Raw genomic sequence first — 16,918 nt, forward strand, 5'->3', positions numbered from 1 at the left:
GGAGCGCCGCGTCAGTTGCAGAACGCGGCATGTTCGAGCAGCGCGTACGCGATGCCCGAATCGAAGTAGGCCGCGCCGCACCACATGACGAACGCGAGCGTGCCGGCGGCCAGCGCCGCGCGGATCAGGCCCATGCCGCGTTGCCCGGCGCGGGCCGCGCGACGCGCGCGTCGTCGATCGGCAGGTGCAGCAGCGCGGCGAGCACGCCGAGCGCGATCGAGCCGATCCACAGCGGCATGTACGAGTGCGTCGCGTCGTACACGAGCGCCCCGAGCCAGACACCGAAGAAGCTGCCGAGCTGGTGCCCGAAGAACACGAAGCCGAACAGCGTCGCGATGTAGCGCACGCCGAACACCTGCGAGATCACGCCGTTCGTCAGCGGCACCGTGCCGAGCCACGTGAACCCCATCACGGCCGCGAAGACATACACGCTCGCGGGCGACAGCGGCGCAGCGACGAACGCCGCCATAGCGAGCGCACGCACGAGGTACAGCACCGACAGCACGTACTTGCGCCGCAGCAGCCCGCCGAGATGGCCGCATGCATAGGTGCCGGCCACGTTGGTCAGCGCGATCAGCGCGAGCGCGACGCTCGCGTGGCGCGCCGGCAGCCCGTGGTCGAGCAGGTACGCGGGCAGGTGGGTCGCGATGAACGCGAGCTGGAAGCCGCACGCGAAGAAGCCCGCGTTCAGCAGCCAGAAGCCGCGATGCGCGAACGCCTCGCGCACGGCTTCGCCGATCGACTGGTCGGGGCCGGCCGCGGCGCCGGCCGCTTGCGCGGGGCGGTCGCGCAGCAGCACGGCGAGCGGCGCGAGCAGCGCCGCGACGAGCGCCAGCGCGATGAACGCGTGCCGCCAGCCGATGCCGCCGATCAGTTCCTGCGCGACGGGCACCATGCAGAACTGGCCGAGCCCGCCGATCGCGCCCGCGACGCCGAGCGCCCAGCCGCGCCGGTCGGGCGGAAACAGGCGGCTCAGCGCGCCGTAGATCGACGCGAACGCCGAGCCCGACAGCGCGATGCCGATCACGAGCCCGGCGCCGACGGTGAACAGGCCGGTCGTGGCCGCGTGCGCCATCGTGACGAGCCCGGCCGCATACAGCAGCATCCCGACGACGATCACGCGCGCCGAGCCGAAGCGGTCGGCGATCATCCCCGTGAACGGCTGCGCGACGCCCCAGATCAGGTTCTGCAGCGCGAGTGCGAGCCCGAACGCTTCGCGCGACCAGCCGTGGTCGAGCGAGACGGGCGCGAGGAAAAGGCCCTGCACGTGGCGGATGCCGAGCGCGACGCCCATGATCAGGCCGCCGGCCAGCACGGGCAGCCAGCGACGTCGGACTTCCTGTTCGATCGGGGTCATGCGTGCCTCCGGATGAGGGCGCGCGGCGAAACCGGCCACGCTCGATCCGATTAGACGATCGGGGCCGCCATCGCTCAAGCGATCATTCGGTCAGGTTGGCATGCGTGTGGGGAATGCGATGGAAGCGGCAGGCACTGCCCGCGGCCGAGGCGTGACCGGATAGCCTGCGCCGGTTTACGCCGCCGACGTCGTGTCGTGCGCGCGCATGGCCGCATCGCATTCGGCTGCTTCGGCGAGCATCCAGTCGCGCACGTCGGCGACTTCGCGGCGCGGGGCCGGATCGTGCTGGAACAGCCAGTAGCCGTACGTATCCGACAGCGCCTGCGTGTGCGGGCCGAGCACCGCCAGCCGCCCGTCCGCGAGCATCGGCGCGACGAGCGCGAGCCGGCCGAGCGCGACGCCCTGGCCCGCGATCGCGGCCTGGATCACCTGGTCGTACTGGTTGAAGCGCAGCACGCCTTTCGGGCGCGCGTCGCCGAGCCCGGCCGCATGCAGGTGCGCGTGCCATTGCAGCTGCGGTTGCGGCGGCCCGTCGAATTCGAGCAGCACGTGATCGGCGATCGCGGCCGCACTGGTGACCGGCCGCGCGGCGAGCGCGGGATGCGCGACCGGGACGACGATCTCGTCGAACAGGCGCAGCGCGCCGGCCGGCGCACGATTGCGCGGACAATAGCGGATGCCGAGGTCGATGCCTTCGGCGCGCAAATCGAGTACCTTGTCGTTCGCGGCGACGCGCAGGTCGACCGCGGGCAGGCGCGCCTGCAACCGCCCGAGCCGCGGCAACAGCCACAGCGCGGTGACGCCGATGCTGGCCGTGATCGTGACGGGCTGGCGCTCGCGCGCGGCGGCGAGCGACGCGACGGTGTCCTGCAGGCTGTGCAATGCGGCGTCCGCGACGCGGAACAGCCGCTCGCCTTCCGGCGTGAACGCGATCTTCCGGTAGCCGCGCTGCAGCAACGCGACGCCGAGATGCGCCTCGAGCGCGTGGATCTGGCGGCTGACCGCCGACTGTGTGACACACAGGTCCTGCGCGGCGAGCGTGATGCTCATGCGGCGGCCAACCGCGACGAAACCGCGGACGAGATCGAGCGACGGAAGACGGACGAGGGGCGTTGACATGCGCATGACTCATGCGAACGGAGCAGCAAGATTGGTTGAGAACGCGGCACGCGTCAAGTTCAATGGAGGGTTGACGGTGGGTGTGGGGCGATCGCGAGGCGTGGGGGCCGAGTAAGCGCTGAAGCGCCAACTGAGGACCGACCGCGAAGCATGGGGTCCGAGTAAGCGCTAAAGCGCTAACTCTGATCGACCGCGAAGCATGGGATCAGAGTAAGCGCTAAAGCGCTAACTCTGATCGACAGGAGACAGGATGACGATTTCGAGCGAAGGAAGCGGGGCAGCGCAGCGCGGTCGCGCGGCGGGGGCATTGCCACCCGAGCCCGTGACGCTGCGCGCGGCGGACGGTTATGAATTGCAGGGCCATGTGTGGCGCCATCGCGGCGGTGGCGCCGTGCGGCCCGTGACGGTCGTCAATTGCGCGACGTCGGTGCGCTGCGACTACTACTTCCGTTTCGCGGCCTGGCTGTTCGCGCAGGGGCGCGACGTGCTCGTGTACGACTATCGCGGGATCGGCGGCTCACGCCCCGCGCAGCTCGCGAAGCTGCGCGCGAACTGGCTCGACTGGGGGCGGCTCGATTGCGAGGCCGCATTGCAGTACGCGCGCGACGCATTTCCGGGCCAGCCGCTCGACGTCGTCGCGCACAGCATCGGCGGCTGCGTGCTCGGGCTCGCGGCGTCGAATGCGTACGTGCGTCACGTGGTGACGGTGGGCGCGCAGTATGCGTACTGGCGCGACTATCGGCCGGAAGAGCGGCGGCGCATGTGGTGGAAATGGCACGTCGCGATGCCGGCGCTCGCGGCCGTGTTCGGCTACGTGCCCGCGAAGCGGTTCGGCTGGATGGAAGACACGCCGCGTGGCGTCGCGCTGTCGTGGGTGCGCTCGCAACCGCGCTTCGAGGACGCCTACACGCACGGCCTGCTCGCCGAAACCGCAGCGAGCCGCGCCGCGCTGCCGGCCCGCTTCGCGCGGCTGCCGGCGCCGATGCTCGCGATCGGCCTCGACGACGACGGGTTCGGCACGGTCGACGCGATCGAACGGCTGGTCGGCTACTACACGGGCAGCGACGTCACGCACCTGCGGATCGCGCCACGCGACATCGGCGTCGACGCGATCGGTCACTTCGCGTTCTTTCACAGCCGCTTTACCGACGCACTGTGGCCCGTCGCGCTGTACTGGCTGCAACACGGCGCGCTGCCGGCCGATGCGCCGGGCCGCGTCCATGCGCGCCACCCGGCGCAGCGTGCGCGGCTGGCGGGAAGCGGCGTGCCGGGCGCCGTCGCGCACGGGTGAGCGCGCACGCGCGCGCAGCCCGGCCGTCGTGTCGATGAGGCGCTCGCACCGGCTGCCGTTGCTGCCCGCTGCCGCTGCCGACGATCGCGGTCGCGATGCGTCGGCCTCCGTCCCGCGCGATCGATTAACATTGAACGTTTCGTTCGCCTGGCTGCCGCGTGCCGATGCCTGTTCCGCCCGATTCCGAGATTTCCGACGACCTGTCCCGCGCGTGGCGCGTGCATCTGCTCGATGTGCCGCCGGCCGCGTCGCGTGCCGGCGTGCAGGTCGCGCGCGTCGATTTCGACTGGCACGTGCCGCTCGGATCGCCCGCCTACGCGGCACTGAGCGACGCGGAGCGCGCGCGTGCCGGGCGCTACCTGCGGCACGAGGATGCGGTGCGCAGCGCCGCGACGCGTGCCGCGTTGCGCGACGTGCTCGGCGCGGCGCTCGGGATCGCGCCGACGGACATCGCGATCGTCGTCGACGAATCGGGACGGCCGTCGCTGGAGCCCGCGCATCGCGCGTCGCTCGATTTCAACGTGTCGCACGCGGGCGATCACGCGCTCATCGCGTGGGCAGCAACGGGGCGCGTCGGCGTCGATATCGAAAGCTGCAACCGCACGACCGACTGGCGTGCGCTGACGCGCGAAGTGTGCGCGGCCGCCGAGGTCGTGTATCTCGACGGCCTGCCGCTCGCCGCGCGTGCCGACGCGTTCATGCGCGTGTGGTCCGCGAAGGAGGCGCTGCTCAAGGCGCTCGGCACGGGCATCGTCGGCGGGCTGCGCGCGTTCGCGGTCGTGCCGCCGCACGATGCCGTGACGCCTGCGACGACGATCGTCGAGCGGGCCGCGCCTGCAGCCGGCGTCGCGGCGTTCGACGCGGCGTGGCTCGACGCGGCGCCCGGCTATGCGGCGTGCGTCGCGTGGACGCGCGCGTGAGCGGACGTCGGCGCGCGACAGTCACTCGAGCGGTGCATCGTTCGGCGCCGCATAGCGCGCCTTGATCACGTCGCTCATCGGAAAATCGAACGCGAGCCCCTTCGGCGGCACCGGCTTCATGAACCATTTGTCGTACAGCGCGTTGATCTCGCCGCTTTTCATCAGCTGCACGAGCACGCCGTCGACGAGCGCCTTGAACTGCGGATCGTCCTTGCGCAGCATGAACCCGTAGGCTTCCGACGACTGCGGTGTGCCGACGATCTGCCAGTCGGCCGGTTTCGCGGCGAGCTGGCGCACGCCCGCGAGCAGCACGTCGTCCATCATGTACGCGGCCGCGCGGCCCGATTCGAGCGTGAGGCGTCCTTCGCCGTAGTCCTTCGCGCTGATGATCTGCATGTTCATCTTCTTTTCCTCGTTCATCTTGCGCAGCAGGCGTTCGGACGTCGTGCCCTGGTTCGTCACGACCGTCTTGCCGGCAAGGTCGGGGAAGTCGCGGATGCCCGACGTCGTGCGCGTGAGCAGCCGCGTGGTCGCGACGAAGAACGTGGTCGAGAACGCGACCTGCGCATGGCGCGCGGCGAGGTTGGTCGTCACGCCGCATTCGAGATCGACGGTGCCGTTCTGCACGAGCGGAATGCGGTTCTGCGATGTGACCGGAATGAAGCGCACCTGCAGGTCGGGCTTGCCGGTGCGCGCCTTCACCGCGGCGATCACGCGGTCGCACAGGTCCTGCGAGAAGCCGATCACCTTGCCGCTTGCGTCGACATAGGAGAACGGCACCGACGTCTCGCGATGGCCGATCGAGATCAGGCCGCTTTGCCGCACCTTCTCGAGGGTGCCGGACAGCGGTTCCGCGGCTAGCGATGCGCCGCACGCAAGCGCGCACACGGCGACGAGCAGGCTGCGACCGAGGAGGGTGGTCAACCGGGGCGGGATGGTCATGGCAGATCTCCGTGGGCGGATCGTGGAAGTGTTGATTCGTATGTTGCCAAAGACAAAATAATTGCAACATATGTTAATTGCGACGCTTGTCAGTCTGATCCGACGGGCCGCGCCGGACATCAGGGAAACTCCCGAGTCGGAATTATGAAAAACGGGTTGTCTAGACAAGTTCCGATGGCTACACTTCAATCCATTCCGAACTTGTCTAGACAGGATTGCTCACATGATTACGTTGACCCCCGGCCACCTGACCCTCCCGCAACTGCGCCAGATCGCACGCGAATCGGTGCAACTGAAGCTCGACCCGGCCAGCTTCGCGAAGATCGACGCCGGCGCGAAGGCCGTCGCCGACATCGCCGCGAAGGGCGAGCCGGCCTACGGCATCAACACGGGCTTCGGCCGCCTGGCCAGCACGCACATCCCGCACGACCAGCTCGAGCTGCTGCAGAAGAACCTGGTGCTGTCGCACGCGGTCGGCGTCGGCGAACCGATGGCCCGTTCGTCGGTGCGCCTGCTGATGGCGCTGAAGCTGTCGAGCCTTGGCCGCGGCCACTCGGGCATCCGTCGCGAAGTGATGGACGCGCTGATCACGCTGTTCAACGCCGACGTGCTGCCGCTGATCCCGGTGAAGGGCTCGGTCGGCGCATCGGGCGACCTCGCGCCGCTCGCGCACATGTCGGCCGTGCTGCTCGGCGTCGGCGAAGTGTTCATCCGCGGCGAGCGTGCGAGCGCGCTCGACGGTCTGCGCGTCGCGGGCCTCGCGCCGCTGACGCTGCAGGCGAAGGAAGGCCTCGCGCTGCTGAACGGCACGCAGGCATCGACCGCGCTGGCGCTCGACAACATGTTCGCGATCGAAGACCTGTACCGCACGGCGCTCGTCGCCGGCGCGCTGTCGGTCGACGCGGCAGCCGGTTCGGTGAAGCCGTTCGACGCCCGTATCCATGAGCTGCGCGGCCACCAGGGCCAGATCGACGCAGCGGCGTCGTATCGCGACCTGCTCGAAGGCTCGCCGATCAACCAGTCGCACCGCGACTGCGACAAGGTGCAGGATCCGTACAGCCTGCGCTGCCAGCCGCAGGTGATGGGCGCGTGCCTGGACCAGATGCGCCATGCAGCCGACGTGCTGCTGGTCGAGGCGAACGCCGTGTCGGACAACCCGCTGATCTTCCCGGATACCGGCGAAGTGCTGTCGGGCGGCAACTTCCACGCCGAGCCCGTCGCGTTCGCGGCCGACAACCTCGCGCTCGCCGCATCGGAAATCGGCGCGCTGGCCGAACGCCGCATCGCACTGCTGATCGACGCGACGCTGTCGGGCCTGCCCCCGTTCCTCGTGAAGGACGGCGGCGTGAACTCGGGCTTCATGATCGCGCACGTGACGGCGGCCGCACTCGCATCGGAAAACAAGACGCTCGCGCACCCGGCGTCGGTCGACTCGCTGCCGACCTCGGCGAACCAGGAAGACCACGTGTCGATGGCGACGTTCGCTGCGCGCAAGCTCGCCGACATCGCGGACAACACGAAGCACATCCTCGCGATCGAACTGCTGGCGGCCGCACAAGGCGTCGACCTGCGTGCGCCGTACCACACGAGCCCGAAGCTGGCGCCGGTGATGGAAACGATCCGCAGCAAGGTTGCGCACTACGAACTCGACCACTACTTCGCGCCGGACATCGCGGTGATCGCGAAGCTCGTCGGCGAGCGTGCGTTCGCGAAGGTCGCACCGTTCTCGTTCGCATCGGAACAGTAAGCCGATGAGCGCGCCGGTCTACCAGGAGATCAAGGATTTCATCCTGGCCCGCATCCACGCCGGTGAGTGGGAGGAGGGCGACCAGGTGCCGTCCGAGAACGAGCTGGCGCGCGAATTCAAGGTGGCGCGCATGACCGTCAACCGCGCGCTGCGCGAGTTGACGGCCGAGCAGGTGCTCACGCGCATGAAGGGCGCGGGCACCTACGTCGCGCGGCCGAAGTACGAGTCGACGCTGGTGGCGATCCGCAGCATCTCGGAGGAAGTCGGCGCACGCGGGCATGCGTATCACGCCAGCGTGCTCGGTCTCGACACGATCCGCGCCGACGAGGCGCTCGCCGACGAGATGCAGGTAGCCGTGCGCACGAAGCTGTTTCATTCGCAGGTGCTGCATTTCGAGAACGACGAGCCCGTGCAGCTCGAAGAACGATGGGTGAATCCGGCAGTCGCGCCGGATTACGCCGAGCAGGATTTCACGAACACGACGCCGAACCTGTACCTGATGCGCGCGGCCCCGCTGCAGCGCGTCGAGTACCGGATCGAAGCGGCGGCCCCGGCGCCGGAGCGGCGCGAGCAGCTGCGGATGGACGACGTCGAGCCGTGTCTGGTTTTACATCGGCGCACCTGGTCGCAGGGCGTCGTCGCCTCGGTGGCGAATCTGTGGCATCCCGGCAGCCGTTATCGCTTCACCGGGCATTTCTGATTCCTATTTGATAGTCATTTTCCTTCGGGAGCAGTCGTCATGAACCATCCGAAACACATCGATCCCCGTCTCGATCCGACGCGCACGATCCGCGCGCCGCGCGGCAGCGAGAAGACCTGCAAGACCTGGCTGGCCGAAGCGGCCTACCGGATGATCCAGAACAACCTCGACCCGGAAGTCGCCGAGCATCCGCATGCGCTCGTCGTGTACGGCGGCATCGGCCGTGCAGCGCGCAACTGGGAATGCTACGACCAGATCCTCGCGTCGCTGAAGGATCTCGAGGAAAACGAAACGCTGCTGATTCAATCGGGCAAGCCGGTCGGCGTGTTCCGTACGCACAAGGACGCGCCGCGCGTGCTGCTGGCGAACTCGAACCTCGTACCGCACTGGGCGAACTGGGACCACTTCCACGAGCTCGACCGCAAGGGCCTGATGATGTACGGCCAGATGACGGCCGGCAGCTGGATCTACATCGGCAGCCAGGGCATCGTTCAGGGCACCTATGAAACGTTCTTCTCGGTCGCGAACCAGCACTTCAACGGCGACCCGTCGGGCCGCTGGATCCTGACGGGCGGCCTCGGCGGCATGGGCGGCGCGCAGCCGCTGGCCGCGACGATGGCCGGCTTCTCGATGATCGCGGTCGAATGCGACGAGACGCGCATCGACTTCCGCCTGAAGACGCGTTACGTCGACAAGAAGGCGACGACGCTCGACGAAGCACTCGGCATGATCGACGAAGCGAAGCGCGCGGGCAAGCCCGTGTCGATCGGCCTGCTCGGCAACGCAGCCGACGTGTTCTCGGAACTCGTCGAGCGCGGCATCACGCCGGACTGCGTGACCGACCAGACGAGCGCGCACGACCCGATCAACGGCTACCTGCCGCAAGGCTGGACCGTCGCGCAATGGCGCGAAGCGCAGAAGGTCGATCCGCAGAGCATCGTGAAGGTCGCGAAGCAGTCGATGGCCGTTCAGGTGCGCGCGATGCTGGCGCTGCAGGAACGCGGCGCGGCGACGCTCGACTACGGCAACAACATCCGCCAGATGGCGCTGGAAATGGGCGTCGAGAACGCGTTCGACTTCCCGGGCTTCGTGCCGGCGTACATCCGTCCGCTGTTCTGCGAAGGCAAGGGCCCGTTCCGCTGGGTTGCGCTGTCGGGCGACCCGGAAGACATCTACAAGACCGACCAGAAGGTGAAGGAGCTGATCCCCGACGATCCGCACCTGCACAACTGGCTCGACATGGCACGTGAGCGCATCGCGTTCCAGGGCCTGCCGGCACGGATCTGCTGGGTCGGCGTGAAGGATCGCTATCGCCTCGGCCAGGCGTTCAACGAGATGGTCAAGAATGGCGAACTGAAGGCGCCGATCGTGATCGGCCGCGACCACCTCGACACGGGTTCGGTCGCGAGCCCGAACCGCGAGACGGAATCGATGAAGGACGGTTCGGACGCGGTCAGCGACTGGCCGCTGCTGAACGCACTGCTGAACACGGCAGGCGGCGCATCGTGGGTGTCGCTGCACCATGGCGGCGGCGTCGGCATGGGCTTCTCGCAGCACTCGGGCGTCGTGATCGTCGCCGACGGTACGGCTGAAGCGCACGAGCGTCTCGGTCGCGTGCTGCTGAACGACCCGGCCACGGGCGTGATGCGCCATGCGGATGCCGGCTACGAACTCGCGCAGCAGACGGCCCGCGAAGCCGGCCTGAAGCTGCCGATGCTCGGCCGCTGAGCATGACGGCGCTCGACCAGGCGCCGGTGAACGCGACGATGATTCGCGCAGCGGATCTCGTCGCGTCGCCGTGGAAGAACGGCGGCGGCGTGACGCGCGAGATCGGTGCGTTCCCTCCGGGCGCGGCACTCGATACGTTCGCGTGGCGCGTGAGCGTCGCGGACGTCGGCACGGCCGGGCCGTTCTCGCGTTTCGACGGCGTCGACCGCACGCTCGTGCTGCTGTCCGGCGCGGGCATGACGCTCGCCGAAGCGGGCGGTGCGGAGCACGTACTCGACGCGCCGCTGGCCCGTGCGGATTTCGCCGGGGAAGCGGCGATCGACGCGACGCTGCATGACGGCGCGACACGCGACTTCAACCTGATGACGCGTCGCTCCGCCGCGCGCGGCACGCTCGACGTGTGGCGCGCAGGCGTGCACCGTGTTGCGCACGCCGATACCGTGCTGCTGTTTTGCGCGACCGGCGCCGTCGGTGTCGAGATCGACGGCACGCACTACGCACTGGAAGAAATGGACACGCTGCGGCTCGACGGGCCGCAGCGTGCGTTTGACGTCGTCGTGAGCGGTAGCGGCGCGCTGCTCGCCGTATTGCTCGCCATCGGCGCACGAGACTAACGCATGAAACCGACTGTCTGGCATCACCTGAGGCTGTGTCCGCACGGCCATCCCGACGAGACGATCGACGACGCGGCGATCGCCGTCGATGAAACCGGCACGATCGTCTGGCTCGGCGCGTTGTCCGCGCTGCCGCACGGTTATGCGCACTGGCGGCGCGAGGACCTGCACGGCGCGTGGGTGACGCCGGGCCTTGTCGATTGCCATACGCACCTCGTGTACGGCGGCACGCGTGCCGACGAATTCGCGCAGCGCCTCGCGGGCGTCAGCTACGAGGAGATCGCGCGGCAGGGCGGCGGGATCGTGTCGACGGTGCGCGCGACGCGCGCGGCCGACGAGACGACGCTGTTCGTGCAGGCCGCCGCACGCCTGCAGCCGCTGCTCGCCGAAGGCGTGACCGCGATCGAGATCAAGTCGGGATACGGGCTCGACCTCGCGAGCGAACGCAAGATGCTGCGCGTCGCGCGCCAGCTCGGCGAGCGCTTCCCCGTCACGGTCTACACGACCTTCCTCGGCGCGCATGCGCTGCCGCCCGAATATGCGGGCCGCGCGGATGCGTACATCGACGAAGTGTGCGACCGGATGCTGCCGGCACTGGCCGACGAGGGCCTCGTCGACGCGGTCGACGTGTTCTGCGAACGCATCGGCTTCTCGCTCGCGCAGACCGAACGCGTGTTCGAGGCCGCGATGCGCCGCGGGTTGCCCGTGAAGCTGCATGCGGAGCAACTGTCGAACGCGGGCGGCACGGCGCTTGCCGCGCGCTACCGCGCGCTGTCCGCCGACCACCTCGAGTTTCTCGACGAAGCCGGCATCGAGGCGATGAAGGCGGCCGGCACGGTCGCCGTGCTGCTGCCCGGCGCGTACTACTTCATCCGCGAAACGCAACTGCCGCCGATCGAGCTGCTGCGCAAGCACGGCGTGCCGATCGCGCTCGCGACCGATCACAACCCCGGCACGTCGCCGCTCGAATCGCTGCTGCTGACGTTGAACATGGGCTGCACGCTGTTCCGCATGACGGTGCCCGAAGTGCTGCAGGGCGTCACGCGCCATGCCGCCGCGGCGCTCGGCCGCGCGGATCGCCACGGCGCGCTCGAGGCCGGCCGCCAGGCCGACTTCGCCGCATGGTCGGTCGGCTCGCTGTCGGAGCTCGCGTACTGGATCGGCCGGCCGCTGTGCGAGCAGGTCGTGCGCGGCGGCTCGACCGTGTTTCGCCGGATGAACGGATAGTTTTGCAGCTGGCCGGGCACGTTGGCGCGTGACCCGGCCGCTCGACAAGGAATCAGAATGACCGACACCCTGTTGTTCGCGGACCATGCGTACCTGCCCGACGGCTGGCGCCGCAACGTGCTGCTGCGCTGGGACGCGGCCGGCACGCTGACCGGCGTGACGCCCGATAGCAACGCACCGGCAGGCGTCGCGCGTGCGGCCGGGCCGGTGCTGCCCGGCATGCCGAACCTGCATTCGCACGCATTCCAGCGCGCGATGGCGGGGCTCACCGAATACCGCGCGAATCCCGCCGACAGCTTCTGGAGCTGGCGCGACCTGATGTACCGCTTCGCGCTGAAGATCACGCCCGACGCGCTCGCGGCGATCGCGCGCTGGCTGTATGTCGAGATGCTCAAGTGCGGCTATACGTCGGTGTGCGAATTTCACTACGTGCATCATGCACAGGACGGCTCGCGCTACCCGCAACTCGCGGAGCTAGGCGCGCGCGTGGTCGATGCCGCGCGCTCGGCCGGCATCGGCATCACGATGCTGCCCGTGTCCTACCAGTTCGCCGGCTTCGGCAACAAGCCGCCGCGCGACGACCAGCGCCGCTTCATCAACACGCCCGACGGCCTGCTCGAACTGCTCGACGCGATGCGTCGCGCGGCGCCCGAGCACGGCGGCCTGCGCTACGGCGTTGCGCCGCACTCGCTGCGCGCGGTGTCGGAGAACGGGCTGCGCACGTTGATCGACGGGCTGCCCGACGACGCGCCCGTTCACATCCACATCGCCGAGCAGACGGCCGAGGTCGACGACTGCGTGCGCGTATACGGCGCGCGTCCCGTCCAGTGGCTGCTCGATCGCTTCGACGTCGATGCGCGCTGGTGCCTCGTGCACGCAACGCACGTCGATGCGGCCGAAACGGCCGCGCTCGCTAAGCGTCGCGCGGTCGCCGGGCTGTGCCTGACGACCGAGGCGAACCTCGGCGACGGCGTGTTCCCGGCCGTCGACTATCTCGCGCAAGGCGGCGTGATCGGCGTCGGCTCGGACAGCCACGCATCGGTCGACTGGCGCTCGGAACTGCGCCTGCTCGAATACGGGCAGCGGCTCGTGCACCGTGCGCGCAACGTGCTGGCGAGCGAGTCGCAGGCCCATGTCGCCGATCGCCTGTTCGACGCATCGCTCGCGGGCGGTGCCCAGGCGAGCGGGCGGCGCGTCGGTGCGCTGCGCGAAGGCTGCCGTGCCGACTGGCTCGTGCTCGATCCCGATCATCCGGCGATCGCCGAACACGGCAGCACGTCGTGGCTGTCGGGTATCGTGTTCGCCGAGCATGGCGAGACGCCCGTGCTCGACGTCTACACGGGCGGCGAGCGCGTCGTGAGCGGCCGCCGCCATCGCGACGAAGCCGCTGCGTATGCGGACTACCGCGCCGCGCTGGCGCAACTGCTGCGCTGACGCGCGGCAACCGGCGCACGCCGCATGCGTGCGCCGGCAGACTCTTACGGTGATGCGACATGACTGAACAACCGGCTGTATTCACGCTGAAGCAGGGCACGCTGCCGCTGCTGATCTCGATTCCGCACGCAGGCACGCACATCCCCGACGACATCGCCGCGACGATGACGCCCGATGCACGCTTCGTCGACGATTGCGACTGGCATCTCGAGCGGCTGTACGGCTTCGCGGCCGATCTCGGCGCATCGATCCTCGTGCCGTCGCACGCACGGTACGTCGTCGACCTGAACCGTCCGCCCGACAACGAGAACCTGTATCCGGGGCAAGACACGACAGGGCTCGTGCCGGTCGATACGTTCGACAAGGCGCCGCTCTATCCGGCGAACGCGCTGCCCGGCAACGACGAGATCATGCGTCGCCGCGACCGCTACTGGCTGCCGTATCACGACGCGCTGCAGGGCGAGATCGCGCGCCTGAAGCGCGAACACGGCCGCGTGCTCGTGTGGGAAGCGCATTCGATCCGCTCACACGTGCCGCGCTTCTTCGACGGCCGCCTGCCGGATTTCAACTTCGGCACGTCGAGCGGCGCGAGTGCCGCGCCCGGTCTCGCGGAGGCACTGGCCGCGCGCGTGCTCGCGCACGGCGGCTATACGGCCGTTGCGAACGGGCGCTTCAAGGGCGGCTACATCACGCGCCACTACGGCGTGCCCGATACCGGTGTCGAGGCCGTGCAGCTCGAGCTGTCGCAGATCACCTACATGGACGAGACGCGTCCGTACGCGTACGACGAAGCGCGTGCAGCGCGAATTGCGCCGCTGCTGCAGACGCTCGTCGAAACCGCGCTCGCGCATCGCTGAGCGCGGACCGCACGCATGCGGCAGCGCGGCGGAGCAGGGCGGCGCGGCCCGTCGGCGTGCAGCATGCGCGTCGACGCAATGCACAACACGGCATCGATCGCGGAGACCGATGCCGTTTTTTTGTCTGATCGATGTCGTCATCGGCACCTGAAAATTTGACGCAATTTTTAGGTGATATAAGCTGAATGTCAGGAAGTCGTCACGCGCGCACCGGCGGCGGGGGCCTCGACGCTGGCCCTACCGCGCCGAAACCGCTGCGTGACACCTTGCCGACGTGTCGCCGCGCGGCTTTGCCGCATGCGCTTGATCGCGACGCGTGTCCTGCCTCCTTCAGTCAGTCGAGTACGATCGTGAAAGCCGCCAGCCCTTCGATACGCCGGACGCGAAGTCCGTCGGCGGGCGCGCCGCCTCAGGCCGGGCCGAACCGGCATGCTGATTGCGGCACGCGTGCCGCCCCTTTACGCGAGCCTCGTTTCTTCGCCCTTTCCCATCGCGGCCTGCGCCGCTTCAACGTCGTGACCGCGCATGTATTCAGCGCGGTGCAGTGCGACGGCAGCGCATCCTTGTTGCCCTAGCGCCGTTTTCCGCTTTCGTCCCGGGCCGCACCGCCGCTTGCCGCATCGTCCGCGCGGCAGGATCGCGCATGTGCATGCGCTGCGTGATCGCGCGCGCGTGCGGCGCGACTGCAGGCCTGCATCGTCCCGTGCGCACGTATGGTGTGCGCGATTACCGGAGAAGGAGAGACGCTCATGCGTGCGCGCCCGATCGTAGCCGTCACCGCCGACCGCATCCTGCGCGGTGCGCATCCGAATCACACGGCGGGCGAGAAGTACCTCGCCGCGCTCGTCGACGGCGCCGGCGCGCTGGCGTTCGTGCTGCCCGCGCTCGGCGCGCGGCAGCCGGCCGACGCGATCGTCGCGGCAGTCGACGGTCTGCTGTTGACCGGCAGCTATTCGAACGTCGAACCGCATCATTACGGCGGGGCCGCGAGTGCGCCCGATACATTGCACGACCCCGCGCGCGACGCGACCGCGCTGCCGCTGATCCGCGCGGCGATCGACGCGGGCGTGCCCGTGCTCGCGATCTGCCGCGGCATGCAGGAGCTGAACGTCGCGTACGGCGGCACGCTGCATCAGCGGCTGCACGCGACGAACGGCTTCGACGACCATCGCGAACGACCGGCCGATCCGCTCGAACGGCAGTACGGCCCCGCGCATGTCGTGCGACTCGCGCCGGGAGGCCTGCTGCAAAGGGTCGCGCGCGGCGCGCAGGAGGCGACGGTCAATTCGCTGCACGACCAGGGCATCGCGCGTCTCGGTGCGGGGCTCGACGTCGAAGCGAGCGCGCCCGACGGGCTGGTCGAAGCCGTCAGCGTGCGCGGCGCGCGCGCATTCGCGCTCGGCGTGCAGTGGCATCCCGAATGGCGCTACGCGGAACAGCCGCTGTCGCGCGACATTTTTGCGGCATTCGGCGCGGCGTGCCGCGCGCGCATGGCGCAACGCCTTCATGCGGCCGCCGGCACGATGCCGTCGCCGGCTGCATCCGACGTCGACTGAACGAGGCCGATCATGCAACCCGAACTGAGCGAATTCCTGCGTCAGCACCGCATCACCGAGGTGGAGGCGATCATTCCCGACATGGCCGGCATCGCGCGCGGCAAGATCATTCCGCGCAACAAATTCGAGTCCGGCGAATCGATGCGGCTGCCGCAGGCCGTGATGGTGCAGACCGTCACCGGCGATTATCCGGAGGACGGCACGCTGACCGGCGTGACCGATCCCGACATGGTGTGCGTGCCCGATCCGTCGACGATCTGCCTGATTCCGTGGGCCGTCGATCCGACCGCGCAGGTGATCCACGACTGCGTGCATTTCGACGGGTCGCCGGTCGAGATCTCGCCGCGCTACGTGTTGCGCCGCGTGCTCGACCTGTACGAGGCGAAGGGCTGGAAGCCGGTCGTCGCGCCCGAACTCGAGTTCTATCTGGTCGACATGAACGCCGATCCCGATCTGCCGCTGCGGCCGCCCGTCGGCCGCACGGGGCGCGCAGAAACCGGCCGCCAGTCGTATTCGATCGAGGCCGTCAACGAGTTCGATCCGCTGTTCGAGGACATCTACGAGTACTGCGAAATGCAGGGCCTCGATATCGAGACGCTGATCCATGAGGTTGGCGCCGCGCAGATGGAGATCAACTTCGTGCACGGCGACGCGCTGCCGCTGGCCGACCAGGTGTTCCTGTTCAAGCGCACGGTGCGCGAGGCCGCGTTGCGCCACAACATGTATGCGACGTTCATGGCCAAGCCGATGGAAAACGAGCCGGGTTCCGCGATGCACATCCATCAGAGCCTCGCGGATATGCGTACCGGGCGCAACTTGTTCGCCGACGAAAACGGCGCCGTGTCACCGCTGTTCCACAGCTATCTGGCGGGGCTGCAGAAGTACACGCCGGCGCTGATGCCGATCTTCGCGCCGTACATCAATTCGTACCGCCGCCTGTCGCGCTTCATGGCCGCGCCGATCAATGTGCAATGGGGCTACGACAACCGCACGGTCGGCTTCCGCATCCCGCAGTCGAGCCCCGTCGCGCGCCGCATCGAGAACCGGATTCCGGGCGTCGACTGCAATCCGTATCTCGCGTTCGCGGCGACGCTCGCCGCCGGCTATCTCGGCATGTCGCAACAGCTCGCGCCGACCGAGCCGATCGCCTCGGACGGTTACGACCTGCCTTACCAGCTGCCGCGCAACCTCGAGGAGGGCATCTCGCTGATGGCCGCATGCGAGCCGCTTGCCGGCATTCTCGGCGACAAGTTCGTGAAGGCGTACCTGGCGTTGAAGGAAACCGAATACGAAGCGTTCTTCCGCGTGATCAGCTCGTGGGAACGCAGGCATCTGCTGCTGCACGTGTGAGCGTGTGGCGTTGTTTGACGGAGAAAACATGACCGATCGAAACGAAGCCTTTTCGCAGCACTCGACTGCCGATTTT

At 68.6% G+C, this 16,918-nt stretch carries 15 protein-coding genes; 11 read left to right on the forward strand and 4 right to left on the reverse strand.

Annotation, left to right across the window (positions count from 1 at the left end; genetic code table 11):
- Positions 1-11 precede the first annotated feature (11 nt).
- The 3 genes from U5798_RS36010 to U5798_RS36020 all read right to left on the reverse strand — a co-directional run bounded on the left by U5798_RS36010 (position 12) and on the right by U5798_RS36020 (position 2,476).
- Entirely contained in the window at positions 12-134 is a 123-nt protein-coding gene (locus tag U5798_RS36010; RefSeq protein WP_260435003.1) for a hypothetical protein, read from the reverse strand.
- On the reverse strand, positions 125-1,357 hold the full coding sequence (locus U5798_RS36015; protein WP_322084786.1) for an MFS transporter: 1,233 nt from the start codon (positions 1,355-1,357) through the stop codon (positions 125-127). Before U5798_RS36015 ends, U5798_RS36010 begins: the two co-directional genes overlap by 10 nt.
- A 174-nt stretch (positions 1,358-1,531) precedes the next feature.
- The gene (locus tag U5798_RS36020) at positions 1,532-2,476 is read right to left on the reverse strand and encodes a LysR substrate-binding domain-containing protein (RefSeq protein ID WP_322084787.1); all 945 of its coding nucleotides are present in this window, start codon (positions 2,474-2,476) and stop codon (positions 1,532-1,534) included.
- Positions 2,477-2,726: 250 nt separating this feature from the next.
- Here U5798_RS36020 and U5798_RS36025 point away from each other — a divergent pair, with 250 nt between their 5' ends.
- Entirely contained in the window at positions 2,727-3,767 is a 1,041-nt protein-coding gene (locus tag U5798_RS36025) for an alpha/beta fold hydrolase (protein WP_124456881.1), read from the forward strand.
- 164 nt (positions 3,768-3,931) lie between these two features.
- Complete coding sequence (locus U5798_RS36030; protein ID WP_322084788.1) at positions 3,932-4,687, forward strand: 4'-phosphopantetheinyl transferase family protein; 756 nt, start codon at positions 3,932-3,934, stop codon at positions 4,685-4,687.
- 21 nt (positions 4,688-4,708) lie between these two features.
- On the opposite strand, the gene U5798_RS36035 is transcribed toward U5798_RS36030, so the two are convergent.
- Entirely contained in the window at positions 4,709-5,629 is a 921-nt protein-coding gene (locus U5798_RS36035) for a glutamate/aspartate ABC transporter substrate-binding protein (RefSeq protein WP_322084789.1), read from the reverse strand.
- A 223-nt stretch (positions 5,630-5,852) separates the two neighbouring features.
- Here U5798_RS36035 and hutH point away from each other — a divergent pair, with 223 nt between their 5' ends.
- From hutH to U5798_RS36080, 9 genes are all read left to right on the forward strand, one after another.
- Entirely contained in the window at positions 5,853-7,376 is a 1,524-nt protein-coding gene (gene hutH / locus U5798_RS36040) for a histidine ammonia-lyase (RefSeq protein WP_124456884.1), read from the forward strand.
- Positions 7,377-7,380: 4 nt separating this feature from the next.
- A complete protein-coding gene (hutC, locus tag U5798_RS36045; RefSeq protein WP_039369341.1) occupies positions 7,381-8,076 on the forward strand; it encodes a histidine utilization repressor in 696 nt (231 codons plus the stop codon).
- Positions 8,077-8,115: 39 nt separating this feature from the next.
- The gene (gene hutU, locus U5798_RS36050) at positions 8,116-9,804 is read left to right on the forward strand and encodes a urocanate hydratase (protein ID WP_322084790.1); all 1,689 of its coding nucleotides are present in this window, start codon (positions 8,116-8,118) and stop codon (positions 9,802-9,804) included.
- A gap of 2 nt (positions 9,805-9,806) precedes the next feature.
- Positions 9,807-10,418: a HutD family protein gene (locus U5798_RS36055; RefSeq protein ID WP_124456886.1), complete on the forward strand. Its 612-nt coding sequence runs from the start codon at positions 9,807-9,809 to the stop codon at positions 10,416-10,418.
- Positions 10,419-10,421: 3 nt separating this feature from the next.
- Positions 10,422-11,645 (forward strand): imidazolonepropionase, encoded by a 1,224-nt coding sequence (gene hutI / locus U5798_RS36060; protein WP_322084791.1) that lies wholly within the window; start codon positions 10,422-10,424, stop codon positions 11,643-11,645.
- Between the two features lie 57 nt (positions 11,646-11,702).
- A complete protein-coding gene (locus tag U5798_RS36065; RefSeq protein WP_322084792.1) occupies positions 11,703-13,079 on the forward strand; it encodes a formimidoylglutamate deiminase in 1,377 nt (458 codons plus the stop codon).
- Between the two features lie 59 nt (positions 13,080-13,138).
- Positions 13,139-13,936, forward strand: coding sequence for an N-formylglutamate deformylase (gene hutG, locus U5798_RS36070; RefSeq protein ID WP_322084793.1), 798 nt, complete (start codon positions 13,139-13,141; stop codon positions 13,934-13,936).
- Positions 13,937-14,685: 749 nt separating this feature from the next.
- A complete protein-coding gene (locus U5798_RS36075) occupies positions 14,686-15,492 on the forward strand; it encodes a gamma-glutamyl-gamma-aminobutyrate hydrolase family protein (RefSeq protein ID WP_124456891.1) in 807 nt (268 codons plus the stop codon).
- Positions 15,493-15,504: 12 nt separating this feature from the next.
- A complete protein-coding gene (locus U5798_RS36080; RefSeq protein WP_124456892.1) occupies positions 15,505-16,842 on the forward strand; it encodes a glutamine synthetase family protein in 1,338 nt (445 codons plus the stop codon).
- Positions 16,843-16,918 lie beyond the last annotated feature (76 nt).

It is taken from the genome of Burkholderia sp. BCC1972 (assembly GCF_905339605.1).
Taxonomy (GTDB): Bacteria; Pseudomonadota; Gammaproteobacteria; order Burkholderiales; family Burkholderiaceae; genus Burkholderia.